This window comes from Actinomadura hibisca NBRC 15177 (genome assembly GCF_001552635.1).
GTDB classification, from domain to species: Bacteria; Actinomycetota; Actinomycetes; order Streptosporangiales; family Streptosporangiaceae; genus Spirillospora; species Spirillospora hibisca.
On sequence record NZ_BCRO01000045.1, the window covers coordinates 90,749 to 106,400 of the forward strand.

19 protein-coding genes are annotated in these 15,652 nt (G+C 72.6%); 13 read left to right on the plus strand and 6 right to left on the minus strand.

Annotated features, from left to right (window positions below):
- Positions 1-37 precede the first annotated feature (37 nt).
- The 6 genes from AH6_RS22545 to AH6_RS45385 all read right to left on the minus strand — a co-directional run bounded on the left by AH6_RS22545 (position 38) and on the right by AH6_RS45385 (position 3,727).
- Positions 38-367, minus strand: a complete 330-nt coding sequence (locus AH6_RS22545; RefSeq protein WP_067483026.1) for a hypothetical protein — start codon at positions 365-367, stop codon at positions 38-40.
- On the minus strand, positions 364-798 hold the full coding sequence (locus AH6_RS22550; protein ID WP_067483028.1) for a hypothetical protein: 435 nt from the start codon (positions 796-798) through the stop codon (positions 364-366). The genes AH6_RS22545 and AH6_RS22550 overlap by 4 nt, the downstream gene beginning before the upstream one ends.
- Before the next feature lie 138 nt (positions 799-936).
- The gene (locus AH6_RS22555) at positions 937-1,698 is read right to left on the minus strand and encodes an SDR family NAD(P)-dependent oxidoreductase (RefSeq protein ID WP_067483030.1); all 762 of its coding nucleotides are present in this window, start codon (positions 1,696-1,698) and stop codon (positions 937-939) included.
- An 84-nt stretch (positions 1,699-1,782) separates the two neighbouring features.
- Positions 1,783-2,364, minus strand: coding sequence for a TetR family transcriptional regulator (locus AH6_RS22560; RefSeq protein ID WP_067483032.1), 582 nt, complete (start codon positions 2,362-2,364; stop codon positions 1,783-1,785).
- A gap of 79 nt (positions 2,365-2,443) precedes the next feature.
- Entirely contained in the window at positions 2,444-3,001 is a 558-nt protein-coding gene (locus AH6_RS22565; RefSeq protein ID WP_245679420.1) for a nuclear transport factor 2 family protein, read from the minus strand.
- 126 nt (positions 3,002-3,127) lie between these two features.
- A complete protein-coding gene (locus tag AH6_RS45385; protein WP_218005908.1) occupies positions 3,128-3,727 on the minus strand; it encodes a hypothetical protein in 600 nt (199 codons plus the stop codon).
- Between the two features lie 155 nt (positions 3,728-3,882).
- On the opposite strand from AH6_RS45385, the gene AH6_RS22575 reads away from it, so the two are divergent.
- From AH6_RS22575 to AH6_RS46725, 13 genes are all read left to right on the plus strand, one after another.
- The gene (locus tag AH6_RS22575) at positions 3,883-5,148 is read left to right on the plus strand and encodes a sensor histidine kinase (RefSeq protein ID WP_067483034.1); all 1,266 of its coding nucleotides are present in this window, start codon (positions 3,883-3,885) and stop codon (positions 5,146-5,148) included.
- Positions 5,136-5,783, plus strand: a complete 648-nt coding sequence (locus AH6_RS22580; RefSeq protein ID WP_067483036.1) for a response regulator — start codon at positions 5,136-5,138, stop codon at positions 5,781-5,783. Before AH6_RS22575 ends, AH6_RS22580 begins: the two co-directional genes overlap by 13 nt.
- Positions 5,780-6,610, plus strand: a complete 831-nt coding sequence (locus tag AH6_RS22585; RefSeq protein WP_067483038.1) for a DUF4097 family beta strand repeat-containing protein — start codon at positions 5,780-5,782, stop codon at positions 6,608-6,610. Before AH6_RS22580 ends, AH6_RS22585 begins: the two co-directional genes overlap by 4 nt.
- A 390-nt stretch (positions 6,611-7,000) precedes the next feature.
- Positions 7,001-8,005 (plus strand): methionine ABC transporter ATP-binding protein, encoded by a 1,005-nt coding sequence (locus tag AH6_RS22590; RefSeq protein ID WP_067483040.1) that lies wholly within the window; start codon positions 7,001-7,003, stop codon positions 8,003-8,005.
- Complete coding sequence (locus tag AH6_RS22595; RefSeq protein WP_067483042.1) at positions 8,002-8,661, plus strand: methionine ABC transporter permease; 660 nt, start codon at positions 8,002-8,004, stop codon at positions 8,659-8,661. The genes AH6_RS22590 and AH6_RS22595 overlap by 4 nt, the downstream gene beginning before the upstream one ends.
- A gap of 59 nt (positions 8,662-8,720) precedes the next feature.
- The gene (locus tag AH6_RS22600) at positions 8,721-9,536 is read left to right on the plus strand and encodes a MetQ/NlpA family ABC transporter substrate-binding protein (protein WP_067483044.1); all 816 of its coding nucleotides are present in this window, start codon (positions 8,721-8,723) and stop codon (positions 9,534-9,536) included.
- 173 nt (positions 9,537-9,709) lie between these two features.
- Entirely contained in the window at positions 9,710-10,339 is a 630-nt protein-coding gene (locus AH6_RS22605; protein ID WP_083983346.1) for a Uma2 family endonuclease, read from the plus strand.
- Positions 10,340-10,411: 72 nt separating this feature from the next.
- The gene (locus AH6_RS22610; protein WP_067483046.1) at positions 10,412-11,347 is read left to right on the plus strand and encodes an STM4015 family protein; all 936 of its coding nucleotides are present in this window, start codon (positions 10,412-10,414) and stop codon (positions 11,345-11,347) included.
- A 7-nt stretch (positions 11,348-11,354) separates the two neighbouring features.
- Positions 11,355-12,431, plus strand: a complete 1,077-nt coding sequence (locus AH6_RS22615) for an STM4014 family protein (protein WP_067483048.1) — start codon at positions 11,355-11,357, stop codon at positions 12,429-12,431.
- A complete protein-coding gene (locus tag AH6_RS22620) occupies positions 12,419-13,210 on the plus strand; it encodes an STM4013/SEN3800 family hydrolase (protein WP_067483050.1) in 792 nt (263 codons plus the stop codon). The genes AH6_RS22615 and AH6_RS22620 overlap by 13 nt, the downstream gene beginning before the upstream one ends.
- A complete protein-coding gene (locus AH6_RS22625; RefSeq protein ID WP_067483052.1) occupies positions 13,207-14,487 on the plus strand; it encodes an STM4012 family radical SAM protein in 1,281 nt (426 codons plus the stop codon). Before AH6_RS22620 ends, AH6_RS22625 begins: the two co-directional genes overlap by 4 nt.
- Positions 14,487-15,338, plus strand: coding sequence for an STM4011 family radical SAM protein (locus AH6_RS22630; RefSeq protein ID WP_067483054.1), 852 nt, complete (start codon positions 14,487-14,489; stop codon positions 15,336-15,338). Before AH6_RS22625 ends, AH6_RS22630 begins: the two co-directional genes overlap by 1 nt.
- 181 nt (positions 15,339-15,519) lie before the next feature.
- Positions 15,520-15,642, plus strand: a complete 123-nt coding sequence (locus AH6_RS46725; RefSeq protein ID WP_281180276.1) for a hypothetical protein — start codon at positions 15,520-15,522, stop codon at positions 15,640-15,642.
- Positions 15,643-15,652: the final 10 nt, after the last annotated feature.

Below are 15,652 nucleotides of genomic sequence, written 5' to 3' on the forward strand. Positions count from 1 at the left end.
GTGAAACAGGCCCCGGGCCGGAAAGCAGGAGGCGCGTTCAGGGCGCGATGTCGCGCGGCTTGTCCACCTCGACGCGGGGCCTGGGCGCGCCCACGCGGCCCTCCGCGACCTGCGCGCTGAGCTGCTCGATCCGGGTGAGCAGCGCGGCCCGGTCCTGCCGAAGCCCGGCGACCTCCTGGCGGCTCTCGGTCAGCTCGCGCCGCAACATGATCAGCAGCTGGTCGGCGGTGTTCACCGCGAGCGACTCGCTCTGCCGGTCGAGCTGGCGCAGCTCGCCCCGGCGGCGCAACACCGCGACCACGGCCTGCACCAGTCCACCGCCCGCGACGATCTGGGCGATGGCGACGAGGGCGTCCCCGCTGGTCATGCGGTCTCGCCCCCGGCCGCCTCCGGCGTGGCCGCGCCCACCTGGCGGGCGCGCACGGTGATCGCGTGCGCCTTGAGCAACCCGCCCGCGGCGAGACCGCCGGAGATTACCCCGGCGGCCAGGCCGTGCTGCTTCAGGCCGGTGAGCACCGTCAGGCAGTAGAACGCGTAACCGCCGGCGACCAGGTACAGGCCCGGCAGCTCCAGCGTGACGCGCCGCGCGTACAGGCCGTACAACGTCAGCGCGCCGCCGGTCGCGAAGATCAGGCCCCACAGGTGGGCGATCGCGTTGGCGTGGCCCGCCAGGCTGTCGGTCATGCCGCGGCTGACGCCGTCGCCGATGATCATTCCCAGGGCGCCGAGCACCACCGCGGTCAGCGCGACCATGGTGGCGAACGGGTTGCCGGAGAGCTGTGCCCGCCATCCCGCCATGGGACCCTCCCCTCCGAGCGTGCCGGATCGTCCGAACGTGCCGAGCACGGCGAAGTTAGCACGGAGAGCGACGGTCAGTTACGCAAAGTTATCGGTTCGATACGGAGGCTTGGCGGGTACCGCGCGTTCCGCCGCCGGTCAGGCGGTCGCGCCGCCGTCGATCACGTGGTCCTGGCCGATGACGAAGCTCGCCTCGTCGGAGGCCAGCCACAACACCGCCGCGGCGACCTCCGCCGGGTCGGCGACCCGGCCGAGCGCCACGCCCGCGCCGAGCCGGGCGTCCAGGTCGGCGCGGCTCTCGCCCGGCTGCAGGGTCATGGGCGTCTCGATGGGGCCGGGGCTGACGGCGTTGATCCGCACGCCCTCGCCGATGTACTCGCGGGCGGCCCCGCGGGTGAGGACGGCGACGCCCGCCTTGGCGGCGGCGTAGGCGTTCAGGCCGCTCGGCCGCTGGTGCAGGCCGATGTTGGAGGCGGTGTTGACGATCACTCCGCCGCCGTGCGCCCGCATGTGCGCGATCTCGTGCTTCATCGACAGGAAGACGCCGGTGAGGTTCACGTCCAGGACGGCGGCCCAGTCGTCCTCGCCCAGGTCGGCCAGGGGGCCGAACGGGCCGAGGACCCCGGCGTTGTTGAACGCGACCTCCAGGCCGCCGTGGCGCTCCACGACGGTGGCGACCATCCGCGCCACGTCGGCCGAGTCGGTCACGTCCGCCGTGACGGCACTGGCGGTGCCGCCCTCGGCCTCGATCAGCTTGACGGTCTGCGCCAGGGGCTCGGCGCTCCGGCTCGCCACCGCGACGGTCGCGCCCTCGCGGGCGAAGGCGAGGGCGGCGGTACGGCCGAGGCCGCTGCCGCCACCGGTGACGAGGACGACCTTGCCGGCGAAACGGGCGGTCATGGGGGCTCCTTATTCGAGAACGAACGGTCTAATATCAGGGCCGGAAAAAGCCCGCACCCCGGAAGGCGCGGGACGGGTTCCGGCTCAGTCCAGCAGGGCGAGGGCCTGCTCGGCGGCGTCCCGGAGGCGCGCGGTGTCGGCCGGGGCCCGGCCCAGCACCCGCATCCCCTGGAACAGCACCAGCAGGAACCGGGCGAGCGCCCGGGGGTCCTTGTCGGCGGCCAGCTCGCCCTGGGCTCGGGCGCGCAGCAGCGCCGAGGTCAGCGCGGTCTCCAGCGTCGTCCAGCTCGCCTCGACCAGGCGGGCCGCCTCGGGATCGCGGGCCGCCAGCTCGACGGCGGTGTTGACGACCATGCAGCCGCGCCGGTCGACGTCGCCGGCCGACTCCTCGGCGTACCGCCCGACCAGCTCGCGCACCGCCGGGAGCGCCGGGCCGGGGGCGGCCAGCGTCGCCATGATCTGGGGATCCATGAGCTGCGCGTACCGTTCCAGCGCCTTCAGGTACAGCTCGTGCTTGCCGCCGAAGGTGGCGTAGACGCTCGCCCGCGCGACACCCAGGCGCGCCACGAGGTCGGCCATCGAGGTCGCCTCGTAGCCGCGTTCCCAGAACAGCTCCAGCGCACGCTGGAGGGCGGCGTCCGGGTCGAACTCCTTGGTTCTCGCCATGCCCGGAACCTTAGAGCTTTCAAGAACGAACAGTCAAATATTGGAGCGCGCCATTATCCGGCCGCGCGACGGCGGCGGGTCAGGGGCGGCGGCGGTTCAGGTCGACCTTGTCGAGCACCGCGCCGTCGGCGTCCAGCGCCTCGGCGACCGGGCCCCGGCGCGCGCCCCACGCCACCACGACGTGGCCGTGCTCGGGCACCTCCAGCAGGCGCTTGCCCACCCGGACCTGCGCCACCTCGGGGGCGGCGCGCAACCGTGCCTGGTAGACGAACTTGGCGCCCCACGGCAGCAACCGCCCGGCGTTGCGCACCGTGCTGCCCGATCCGTACAGGCGCAGGTGGCGACCCATCTCGGCGGCCGACCGGCGGATCAGCGGCTGCTCGGGGGCGAGGCCGCCCCCGCCGCCCAGCGCCATCCACTCGCCGTTGTGCCGGTGGAAGGTCCAGCCCTCGATGAAGAAGTCGCCCGGCACGCCGTCGCCCTCGGGCAGCAGCAGGGAGACGACGGCCACGTCGCCTTCCACGTCGAGGGCGAGCGGCAGGAAGCCGCGATCGTCCTCGAAGGCGGTGGGCGCGGGGGTGGGCAGACCGTCGCGCAGGAGCCGGAGGAACTCCTCGGTCACCTTTTCGTCGTTCATGTTCCGGGACCTCTGTGATAGCGCAGGCAGAGAGAAAGGCCCTCTGCTGGAGAGGGCCCCGCGGCACACTCTAAACGTCCGAGTCGTGGTCTTTCATCCAGTTGACACTGTTGCGTCACTCGGGTCTCAGCGGACGTCCATCCGGCCGTCCGTCGCGGCCGCCTCGCGCGGGCGCAGCGCCCGGACCGCCAGGACGCCGCACAGTGCCGCCAGCGGCAGTTCCGCGCCGACCGCCAGCAGCAGCGCCGTGGCCCGCGCGCCGCCATCGGCCGAGGTGAGGACGTCGAACCAGGCGTCCATGAGCAGCAGCGCGCCGGTCGCGGCGGCGGTCAGCCCGTGCCGGGCGTCGCGCCGCGCCAGCAGCACACCGGTGCTCAGCAGCCCGGCGGCCAGCATGGCGTCCAGCCCGACCCAGGCCGCCGACCAGTTCGACACCTGCGCCGTGGCCGGGAGCTGAACCGCCAACGTGTACATCCACGGCACCAGTGCCGTCCCGGCGGCGATCAGGCCCCAGCCGAGCAGGCGGCTGCGGGAGACGGCCGGACGCGGCGCGGCGGGGCGCAGCGCAACCGGACGCAGAGCAGCAAGACGTGGTGCAGCCGGATGCGATGCGCCCGAGCGCGGCGCGGCAGCGGACGGCGCGACCGGACGCAGAACTGCGGGACGCGGGGCGGTGAAGCGCCGGCCGGCGCGGCGGGGACGGGCCGGGCTGACGGCGGTGTCCATGGGGTGATCTCCTTCGGCGGGACGTGTCCCCAGCCTGGCCGGACGCGCGGCGACGCACAGTAACGCGCCTATCCGGCCGGGGGTGGCACTAACTCCACCCCCGCCCTGCAACCAGCGGCATGGCAGCGCCGCGATCCGGACAATACGGTGCCTTCATGGCATCCACTCAAGGGCCGGGACGTGCGCGCCCGCACGCTCCGTGGTCATCGGCGGCCTGGCGCGACACGGCCTTCACCGCCTCCGGGGTGCCGCTGCACTTCGCCGGATGGGCGATCCTGGGCGTCCCCTGGTGGGGGCTCATGCCGGTGAACGCCACCCCGATCCTGCTGCTCGTGGCGGCCACGGCCCTGCCCGTCCTGCTGCTGGCCCGCCCCGCCACCCGCGCGCATCGCGAGCGCGCCTGGGCGATGCTCGGCCTCGACGTGCCGCCCCTGCCCGAATGGCCCGACGGCCCGTTCCGGAGCCCGCTGCGCGCCCTGCGCACCGCCGAGATGTGGCGCGAGCTGCGCTACCACCTGCTGGTCGGCCCGCTGCTGGCCTGCGGCGCGCTGCTGGTTCTGGCGTGCTGGACGGCCGGGCTCCTGCTGAGCACCGTCGTCCTCTACGCGTGGGCCCTGCCCGATGGCAGCACGCTGTCGCTCGGCACCCACGCGGTGCGCACCGCCCTCCTGTGCGCGCTCGGCGTGCTGCTGCTGGCCGCCGCGCCGCTCCTGGCGTCGGCCGTCCGAGCGCTGGACGTGGCCGCCGTCACGACGCTGCTGGCCCCCGACCGCGCCAAGGAGCTGGAGCGCCGCGTCGAGGACCTGGCCGAGAAGCGCGCCGAGGTCGTGGACGCCGCCGACCTGGAGCGCCGCCGCATCGAGCGCGACCTGCACGACGGCGCGCAGCAGCGCCTGGTCTCGCTGGCGCTCAACCTCGGCCTCGCCCGCGAGACCCTCACCGGCGTGCCCGACGACGCCATGAAGGTGATCGTCGAGGCGCACGAGGAGGCCAAGGAGGCGCTGACCGAGCTGCGCACCCTGATCCGCGGCCTGCACCCGGCCGTGCTGGAGGACCGGGGCCTGGACGCGGCGCTGTCGGGCGTGGCCGCGCGCGTCCCGGTGCCGGTGCGGCTGCGGGTCGAGGTGCCCGAGCGCGCGTCCTCCACCGTCGAGGCCGTCGCGTACTTCGTGGTCTCCGAGGCGCTCACCAACGTCGTCAAGCACGCCCGCGCCACGTCGGTGGAGGTCGCGGTGCTCCGCGAGGGCGCGACTCTGCGCGTGGTGGTGGGCGACGACGGCGTGGGCGGCGCCGACCCCGCGCGCGGCACCGGCCTGACCGGCCTCGCCCGGCGGGTGCGGTCGGTGGACGGTACCTTCCGGGTGACCAGCCCCGCCGGGGGGCCGACCACCCTCACCGTGGAGTTGCCGTGCGCGTTGTGATCGCCGAGGACTCGGTCCTGCTGCGGGCCGGGCTGATCAAGCTGCTGGAGAGCACCGGCTTCGAGGTCGCCGCCGCGGTCGGCGAGGCCGACGGGCTGCTGGCGGCGGTCGCCGAGCACCGGCCCGAGCTCGCGGTCGTGGACGTGCGGATGCCGCCCGGCTACACCGACGAGGGCGTGCGCGCCGCGCTGGTGATCCGGCGGGAGCACCCGGAGGTGGCGGTGTTGCTGCTGTCGCAGTACGTCGAGGAGCGCTACGCCGCCGACCTGCTGTCGGCCCACACCAGCGGCGTCGGCTACCTGCTGAAGGACCGGGTCGCCGACGTGTCGGCGTTCCTGGACGCGCTGCGCCGGGTCGCCGCGGGCGGCACCGCGCTCGACCCCGAGGTGGTGTCCCAGCTGCTGCTGCGCCGCCACAACGACCCGCTCGGCCGGCTCACCCCGCGCGAGCGCGAGGTGCTCGGGCTGATGGCCGAGGGCCGCTCCAACGCCGGCATCGCCGCGGCGCTGGTGGTCAGCGAGAGCGCGGTCGCCAAGCACATCAACAACATCTTCACCAAGCTCGACCTGCCGCACGCCGAGGGCGACCACCGCCGCGTGCTGGCGGTGCTGCGCTTCCTGGACGGAGAGACATGATCGACACCCGGCCCCCCGCCGCCGACCCGCCGCCGCCGCCCGCCCGGCCGCGCCGCCGCGCCGTCTGGATCGTGCTGGCGGCCTGCACCGCGCTGGTGCTGGTGGTGCCGGCCGCGCTGGAGATCACGGGCCGGGTGCTGACGCAGACGCGGGAGACGCCGGTCGTCTACACCCGGGCCGTCACCGAGATCCGGATCGACGCCGACGACGCCCGGGTGACGTTCGGGCGGGGCGAGCCGGGCCGGGTCCGGTTGCGCGAGCGGCTCACCTGGGCCGTCGACGAGCCGAAGGTGCGGCGGTTCTGGCAGGGCACCGTGCTCTGGGTCCAGGTCTCCTGCGAGGAGCCGTCGCAGTTCTTCACCGGCCTGGAGTGCGGGGCCGACCTGGACTTCCAGATCCCGCCCGACGTGAAGGTGATGTCGACCTCCTCCTCCGGCAACATCGTGGCGCGCGGCCTGCCGGGCGGCATCGAGATGCACACCCGCAGCGGCTCGCTGGAGTTGGACGACGTCCAAGGGCCGGTGGTGTTCGAGGGCACCTCCGGCGAGCTGCGGGGCAGGAGCCTGCGGTCGCGGGAGGTGCGGGCCAAGGTGGGGTCGGGTTCGGTGAACCTGGAGTTCGCCGGGGAGCCCGCGGACGTCGAAGTGCGCACGGGCTCGGGATCCATCGAGGTCACCGTCCCGGCTGGCACGCACTACCGGACGCGCGTGCGCTCGGGCTCGGGCGGCCAGGAGATCGACTCCGCGCTGGACGACCCTGCCGCGCCGGGCCGGATCGACCTCAGCGCGGGGTCGGGTTCGATCGAGATGCGGTATCCGCGCAGGTAGACGCCGGGGTGCACGGGACACCCCGATTTGACGTCATTTGCCATCTCCGGGTTTACTGATGACCATGACCGCCGTACGCCCGTGCCCGAAGCGCCGCCCGCAGCCCCTGCGGTCCGGCGGGTGCGCGTGTCGCCGTCGAATGTGTGACCGCTGAGGGCCCCCGCCTGAGCCTCGCGCCCCGAAGCGAGCACTCTCTCCGAGACCCGAGTCGCACATGATCTTCCAACGCCACCTGCTGAGCCACGCGCCGTACCCGCCCGGCCTCGCCTAGGCCGCCGGGCCGAACGACCGCGCCGGGCCGTATCGGGCCCACCTGCAGCAGGTTCCCCTTTCCCGCTTTTCCGCGCCGCCGCCTAGCCAGGCGACGGATACCCGCACGGATGATTCCCTGTGATTCAGATAGAAAAACTCCGAAAGGTCTACCGTAGCGGCGACCGCACGGTGACCGCCGTCGACGACGTCGATCTGACCGTCCGCGAGGGCGAGGTCTTCGGCGTCCTCGGCCGCAGCGGCGCCGGCAAGAGCACCCTGCTGCGCTGCGTCAACCTGCTGGAGCGCCCCGACTCGGGCCGCGTGCTGGTCGACGGGCGGGACCTGCTGGCCCTCAAGGGCGGCGCGCTGCGCGAGGCCCGGCGCGGCATCGGCATGATCCACCAGCACTTCGGCCTGCTGTCCAGCCGCACCGTGGCCGGGAACGTGGCCTTCCCGCTGGAGGTCATGGGCGTGCCGCGGGCCGAGCGCGCCGGGCGCGTCGCCGAGCTGCTGGAGCTGGTCGGCCTGACCGAGCACGCCGGGGCCTACCCGGCGCAGATCTCCGGCGGCCAGAAGCAGCGCGTCGGCATCGCCCGCGCGCTGGCGGGACGGCCCAAGGTGCTGCTGTCGGACGAGGCCACCTCGGCGCTGGACCCCGAGACCACCGCCTCCATCCTGGAGCTATTGCGCGACCTCAACCGGCGGCTCGGCCTGACGGTCCTGCTGATCACCCACGAGATGGAGGTGGTCAAGCGCATCTGCGACTCGGCCGCCGTCATGCGCGCGGGGCGGTTCGTGGAGTCGGGGCCGGTGCAGCGGCTGCTGATGGAGCCCGGCTCGGAGCTGGCGCGCGGCCTGTTCCCGCTGCCGGAGCCGGACGTGCGGCCCGGCACGACCGTTGTGGACGTCACCTTCGAGGGCGACAGCGCCGACCGGCCATTCGTGTCGTCGCTGGCCCGCACCTACGCCATCGACGTCAACATCCTCGGCGGCGCGGTCGAGCAGATCGGCGACACCCGCATCGGGCGGCTGCGCGTGGAGCTGCCCGGCGACCCCGAGCTCAACGCGGCCCAGCTCGCGCACCTGCGCGAGTCCGGGCTGACCGTCGAGGTGCACGGCACGAGCCTGGAGGGCGCGCGATGACCTGGGCCGAGATCTGGCCGCTGCTGCGGCAGGCGACGGTGGAGACCCTGTACATGGCGGGCGTCTCGGCCGCCCTGACCGCCGCCTTCGGGCTGCTGGTCGGGGTGCTGCTGGTGCTCACCGACCGGCGCGGGTTGCTGCCGCAGCCGCTGCTCAACAAGGTGCTCGGCCTGGTCGTCAACATCGGGCGCTCGTTGCCGTTCCTGATCCTGATGGTGGCGATCATCCCGTTCACCAAGCTGGTCACCGGCGGCGTCAGCATCGGCACCACCCCGTTCCTGGTGCCCCTCACCATCGGCGGCATCCCCTTCTACGCCCGCCTGGTGGAGATCGCGCTGCGCGAGGTCGAGCCCGGCGTGGTCGCCGCCGCGACCGCGATGGGCGCGACCCGCCGCGAGATCGTCACCAAGGTGCTGCTGCGCGAGGCCCGGCCCGGCCTGGTGTCGGGCCTGTCGGTCACCGTCATCGCACTGATCGGCTACACCGCCATGGCCGGCGCGCTCGGCGGCGGCGGCCTCGGCTACCTGGCCATCAGCCACGGCTACGAACGCTTCGAGGGCAGGGTCATGCTCGCCACCGTGCTGCTGCTGATCGTGATCGTGCTCGCCGTGCAGGCCGTGGGCGACCTGGTCGCCCGGCGGCTGAGCCACAAATAGACCCCACCCCGGAAACCCCACCAAGCCCGCCACCCGGGCTCCAGAGAAAGGCACTCTTCGTGCTTCGTAAGATCGCAACCACGCTGGCCGCCGTCGGACTGCTGGCCGGGCTGACCGCCTGCGGCTCGTCCGAAGCGTCCAATGACAAGGACGCTCCGCTGAAGGTGGCCGTCAACCCGGTGCCGCACGGCGACATCCTGAAGTACGTCAAGGACAACCTGGCCGCCAAGGCCGGGCTGAAGCTGGAGATCGTCACCTTCGACGACTACGTGCAGCCCAACAACGTGCTGAAGGACAAGCAGGTCACGGCCAACTACTTCCAGCACGTGCCGTTCATGCAGGAGTTCGAGAAGAGCTCGGGCACCAAGCTGGCGTTCGTGGCCCCGGTCCACCTGGAGCCGCTCGGCGTCTACTCCAAGAAGGTGAAGGCGCTGACCGAGGTCAAGCAGGGCGGCACCGTCGCGCTGTCCAACGACCCGGCCAACCAGGGCCGCGGCCTGAAGCTGCTGGCCGACAACGGCCTGATCACCCTCAAGGAGGGCGCCTCGACCGCGGCCACCCCGAGCGACGTGGCGACCAACCCCAAGGGCCTGAAGTTCAAGCCGCTGAAGCCCGCCCAGCTCCCGCGCGTGCTGGACGAGGTGGACCTGTCGGTCATCAACGGCAACTACGCGATCTCCGCCGACCTGAAGCCCGCCAAGGACGCGCTGGCGCTGGAGAAGGCCGAGGGCAACCCCTACGCCAACGGCCTGGTGACCCTGCCGGAGAACAAGGACGACCAGCGCGTGGCGACGCTGGTGAAGCTGCTCCAGGGCCCCGAGGTGAAGAAGTTCATCCAGGACAAGTACGAGGGCTCGGTGCTCCCCGCCGCCTGACCCCGTGATCCCCGCCCGGCCCCGGACCTTCCGTCCGGGGCCGGGCGTTCCGCGGCCGGGCCGACGGGCCGAAGTTCTGTGATTGGGGCGGTACTCTCGGTGAGAGAAGGTGCCGGTTGCTAACCTGGGTTGTTGTTCGGAATGAGCGCCGGATGACTTCCCTGGAGGACACCATGTCGGCGGAACCCGTGCCTGAGTACATTCCAGAGCCGCCCGCCAAGCGGGAGCGAGGGCAGGAAGCGCCGTGCTGGCCCGTCCCTCCCGAGGGCGGCTTCACCGCAGAAGACCTCGACCGCCTTCCGCAATTGCCCGCTCACACTGAGCTAATAGATGGCAGTCTGGTCTTTGTGAGCCCCCAGGCCAACTTCCACATGTTGACCGTCTCGCTGCTGGAGAACACCCTGCGTCGGCTGGCCCCGGCCGAGTTGCGGGTACGACGCGAGATGACGGTCACGCTCGCCAAGCGGCAACGTCCGGAGCCGGACGTGCTGGTGTTGCGCGCCGAGGCCGTCAAGGGTCCCGAACAGAGCAACTTCGCGCCGGAAGATGTTGTCCTGGCGGTAGAAGTCGTCTCGCCGGAATCGGTGGAGCGCGACCGCGAGCGCAAGCCGCAGCTCTACGCCAAGGCCGGCATCCAGCACTTCTGGCGGGTCGAGAACATCGACGGCCGTCCCGCCGTCTTCGTCTACGAACTCGACCCCGCCACCGCCCAGTACGGCCTGGCCGGTGTCCACCACGATCGGCTCAAGCTGACCGTGCCGTTCGACATCGACATCGACCTCACGGAGATCGACCGGCTCTGAACGGCCGGAGGTTGCGGGTTTGTCGGGACGGACTGATAGGACAGTCCCGACAATCCTCCGGAAGGGACCTCCATGACCGTCAACGAGCACCTGCTCGCCTACGCCGGACTGCCGGTACTCGACTTCGGGCCGGACGGCGACGACGACCTGGAACAGGAGCTGCGGGCGGCGGGCGAGCACGCCTGGCGCGTGGCCACCGAGTTCGACGGCGAGTCGTTCGACGAGGTGTTCGCGCGCTTCCTCGACAGCGCCGACACCGAGCAGGTCACGGCGCTGGTGATCGGGTACTGGGGCGCCTCCTACGACGACCAGCAGGCCGACCCGGTCGCGCTGCTGACGGCCGCCGCCGACCGGCTGCCCCGGCTGCGGGCGCTGTTCCTCGGCGACATCGTCATGGAGGAGTCGGAGATCTCCTGGATCGAGCACACCGACATCTCCCCGCTCTTCGCCGCCTTCCCGAACCTGGAGCGGTTCGACGTGCGCGGCTCCGAGGGCCTGCGGCTGGAGCCGATCAAGAGCACCGCGCTGCGCAAGTTGCGGTTCGAGTCCGGCGGGCTGCCCGGCCACGTCGTGCGCGCCGTCGCCGCCAGCGAGCTGCCCAACCTGGAGCACCTCGACCTGTGGCTCGGCACCGACAACTACGGCGGCGACGCCACCGTCGCCGACCTCGCGCCCCTTCTCAGCGGGGAGCGGCTGCCCGCGCTGCGCCACCTCGGCCTGGAGGACGCCGAGATCCAGGACGAGGTGGCCGAGGCCGTCGCGGGCGCGCCGGTCGTGGCGCGGCTGGAGTCGCTGAGCCTCGCCATGGGCGTGCTGACCGACCGGGGCGCCGAGGCGCTGCTGGCCGGGCAGCCCCTCACCCACCTGCGCGAACTGAACCTCCAGCACCACTACCTGTCGGAGGCGATGGTCGAGCGGGTGCGCGCCGCGCTGCCCGGCGTGCGGGTCGACCTCGACGACCGGCAGGAGCCGGACCGCGAGTGGCGCACGATCGCCGTGTCCGAGTAGGGAACCGGTGACGTTCACCGTCGTCGGCGCGCCCGGCGACCGGCGCGTGACGCTGTTTGCCGCCGCCTGCCGCGCGTCCGGCCTGCCCGAACCCCGCGTGGTCGGCTGGCCGGACGTGCTGCGCGGCGTCCCGCTGGACTTCGCGCCCGGCACCCTGCTGCGCATCGACTCGCCCGGCGACGACCCCGAGGCCGACGCGCTGCTGCGCGGCCCCGGCGACCCGACCCGCGTGGGCGGGGGAGCGGCCTGGTACCGGAACTTCACCCGGGCGCTGGACCGGATCGGGGCCGCCGCCGCGGGCACGCGCCCACTCGGCGACGTCGGCGAGATCGCGGTGATGTTCGACAAACGCCGCTGCCACGCCCGGCTCCAGGCCGCCGGCGTGCCCGTCCCTCCCGCGTTGCCCGAGGTCACCGGCTACGCGGAGCTGCGGGCGCGGATGGCCGAGGCGGGGGAGCGGCGGGTGTTCGTCAAGCCCGCGCACGGCTCGTCGGCGTCCGGCGTCGTGGCGCTCCAGGCCGCCGGTGACCGGATCAAGGCGACCACCTCGGCCGCGCGCGACCCCGGCGGGTACCACAACTCGCTGCGCGTGCGCTCCTACGAGACCGAGGCCGAGGTCGCCGCGCTGATCGACGCGCTGGGGCCGGACGGCCTGCACGTCGAGCGCTGGCTGCCCAAGGCGGCGCTGGACGGCCGGGCGCTGGACCTGCGGGTCGTCGTGGTCGGCGGCGTCCCCACGCACGCGGTCGTCCGCACCAGCCGTGCGCCGATGACGAACCTGCACCTGGGCGGGCTGCGCGGCGACCTGGACGCCGTTCGCCGCGCCCTCGGCGAGGACGGGTGGCGGCGCGCCCTGGACGTCTGCGCGCAGGCGGCGGCCTGCTTCCCCGGCACGCTGGCGGTCGGCGTCGATCTGCTGGTCGGCATCGGCTGGCGGCGGTTCGCGGTCGGCGAGGTGAACGCCTTCGGCGACCTGCTGCCGGGGCTGACCGGTCTCGCCGACGGTCCGGCGGCCGGGGTCGACACCTACACTGCGCAGGTCAGAGCCGCTTTGTCCCGAGAAGGCAGTCCATGCGCGACATGAACGCGATCATCGGCGGCCACGACGTGCTGCTGGTGACGCTCGACACCCTGCGCTACGACGTGGCCGCCGAGCAGGCCGCCGCCGGGGCAACGCCCACGCTGGCGGGCCTGCTGCCCGGCGGACGCTGGGAGAAGCGGCACACGCCCGGCAGCTTCACCTACGCCGCGCACGCCGCGATGCTGGCCGGGTTCCTGCCGACGCCCGCCGAGCCCGGACCGCATCCCCGGCTGTTCGCGGCGGCGTTCCCCGGCAGCGAGACCACCGCCGCGGGGACCTGGCAGTTCGACGCCGCCGACCTGCCCACGGGGCTGGCGCAGGCGGGCTACCACACCGTCTGCGTCGGCGGCGTCGGGTTCTTCAACAACCGGACGGCGCTCGGCTCGGCCCTGCCGTCGTTGTTCGCCGAGAGCCACTGGGAACCGGAGTTCGGGGTCACCGACCCCGCCTGCCTGGAGAACCAGATCGTGCGCATCGGGCAGATCATCGCCCGCCAGCCCGCCGACCGGCGGCTGTTCCTGCTGCTGAACGTCGCGGCGCTGCACCAGCCCAACCACTTCTACCTCGACGGCGCGACCGGCGACTCGCCCGCCAGCCACGCCGCCGCCCTCCGGTACGTGGACCGTCACCTGGGCCGCCTGTTCGCGCTGCTGCGCCGCCCCACGTTCGTGATCGTGTGCTCCGACCACGGCACCGCCTACGGCGAGGACGGGCACGTCGGGCACCGCATCGGCCACGAGACCGTGTGGACCGTTCCCTATGGAGAGTTCGTACTGACATGACCGGCCCCTACCAGGGATACGTCTACGCCTATCCGCACAAGACCGCCTACCGCCCCCTCACGCCGGAGCCCACGCTTGAGCAGGTCTGGGAAGGCGAGGACAAGAACGCGCTGTTCCTCTACCTACACGTGCCGTTCTGCGAGATGCGGTGCGGATTCTGCAACCTGTTCACCCGGACGGGCGCGCCGGAGGAACTGACCAGCGCCTACCTGGACGCGCTGGAGCGCCAGGCCGCGCGCGTGCGGGACGCGCTGGGCGAGGCGACGTTCAGCACGGCGGCGTTCGGCGGCGGCACCCCGACGTACTTCACCGCGCCGGAGCTGGAACGGCTGTGCGACATCGCGGACGGTTTCGCGGACCTGGCCGCCGTCCCGCTCGGCGTGGAGACGTCCCCGGCGACCGCGACCACCGACCGCCTGACCGTGCTGGCCGAACGCGGCACCACCCGGATCTCGATCGGCGTGCAGAGCTTCATCGACGCCGAGGCGCGCGCCGCCGTACGTCCCCAGAAGCGCGCCGAGGTGGAAGCCGCCCTGGACCGCATCCGGGCGGTGGGCTTCCCGACGCTCAACATCGACCTCATCTACGGGATCGACGGCCAGACGCCGGTCACGTGGCTGCACTCGCTGGACGCGGCGCTGGCATGGCGGCCGGAGGAGATCTACCTCTACCCGCTGTACGTGCGCCCCCTGACGGGACTGGGGAAGCTGGGCCGGGACTGGGACGACCAGCGCCTGTCCCTGTACCGCCTGGGCCGCGACCACCTCCTGGCACAGGGGTACGAACAGGTCTCCATGCGAATGTTCCGTCTCCCCGGGACGGGCACCGGCACCGAGTACTGCTGCCAGACCGACGGCATGGTGGGCCTGGGCTGCGGCGCGCGCTCCTACACCGGCGACCTGCACTACTCGTTCGAGTACGCGGTGGGCGCGAGCCAGGTGCGCGCCATCATCGACGACTACGTACAGGCCAGGGAGTTCGGGACGGCGCGGGTGGGATTCCGGCTGGACGAATCCGAACGCCGCCGCCGACACCTGATCCAATCCCTGCTCCAGAACGAGGGCCTGGACCGTGCCGCCTACAAGGCCCGCTTCGGCAGCGACGCCGCAGCGGACTTCGCCTCCGACCTGAGCGCGTTCGCGGATCGGGGCTGGCTGAACGAAACCGCGTCCGCGCTGCGCCTGACGCCCGAGGGCCTGGCCCATTCCGACGCGATCGGCCCCGCGCTCTTCTCGCCAGACGTACAGAATCTCATGAACGCCTATGAGGCACGCTGATGGGCCCGGACCACCTGACGATCCTCTACCGGGGCCCGCTGGCGAGCTGCGACTACGACTGCCCGTACTGCCCCTTCGCCAAGCGACGCGACACACCCGAACAGTTGCGCGCCGACCGCGCCGCACTCGAACGCTTCACGGCCTGGGTCGCCGCGCAGGACCACCCCGTGTCGGTCCTGTTCACGCCGTGGGGCGAGGGCCTGGTCCGTTCCTGGTACCGGCGCGCCCTGGTGGAACTGAGTCACCTGCCGCACGTCGAACGCGTGGCGATCCAGACCAACCTGAGTGCCCGGACCACCTGGACGGCCGAAGCGGACCCGTCCCGCCTGGCGTTGTGGGTGACCTACCACCCGGGCCAGGTGCCCTACGAACGTTTCCTGGCCAAGACCCACGAGCTGGCGACCCGGGGCGTCCGTTTCAGCGTCGGGATCGTGGGTCAGCCGGAACACCTGGAGGCCGCGCGCCAGCTCCGCGCCGACCTCCCCACCGGCACGTACCTGTGGGTGAACGCCGCCGAAGGCCGCACCTACACCGACGCGGAGGCCAGCGAGTGGACGGCCGTGGACCCGCTCTTCCACTACAGCCGCGATCCGCACCCGAGCCGGGGCCTGCCCTGCCGGACCGGTGACACCGTCATCTCAGTGGACGGTGAGGGCACGGTGCGCCGCTGCCATTTCGTCCCCGCGAAGCTGGGCAACCTCTACGACGGCACCTTCCGCAAGGCACTGCGTCCCCGGCCCTGCCCGGTGGCGGTCTGCGACTGCCACATCGGCTACGTCCACCTGGAGCCCACGGGCCTGTACGACGTGTTCACCAACGGCGTCCTGGAACGGATTCCGCACCTCCTGTAAGCCCGCCCGCGCGTGAACCCGGAGGCGGCCTGGCGGCGATACATCGCCGACAAGCCTCAGCAGAAGGGTCACAAGTGGACGTCCTGAAACTGCTCCGCGATCTCGGGCTCCGGCTGGAGCACCGTCCGCCCGCCGCCCTCGCCCGGCAGCGCGACCGGCTGCTCGCGGCCATCGCGGGCCGATGAAGGCCCTGCTGCGGCGGCCGCTCGGCTGGTTGTCGATCGCCCTGGCGGTCGTGCTGGTCACCGGCGGCCTGTCGGCCTACGGCTACTACTGGCGGTTGCAGGGCAGCATCGACCAGTAGGACACCGACA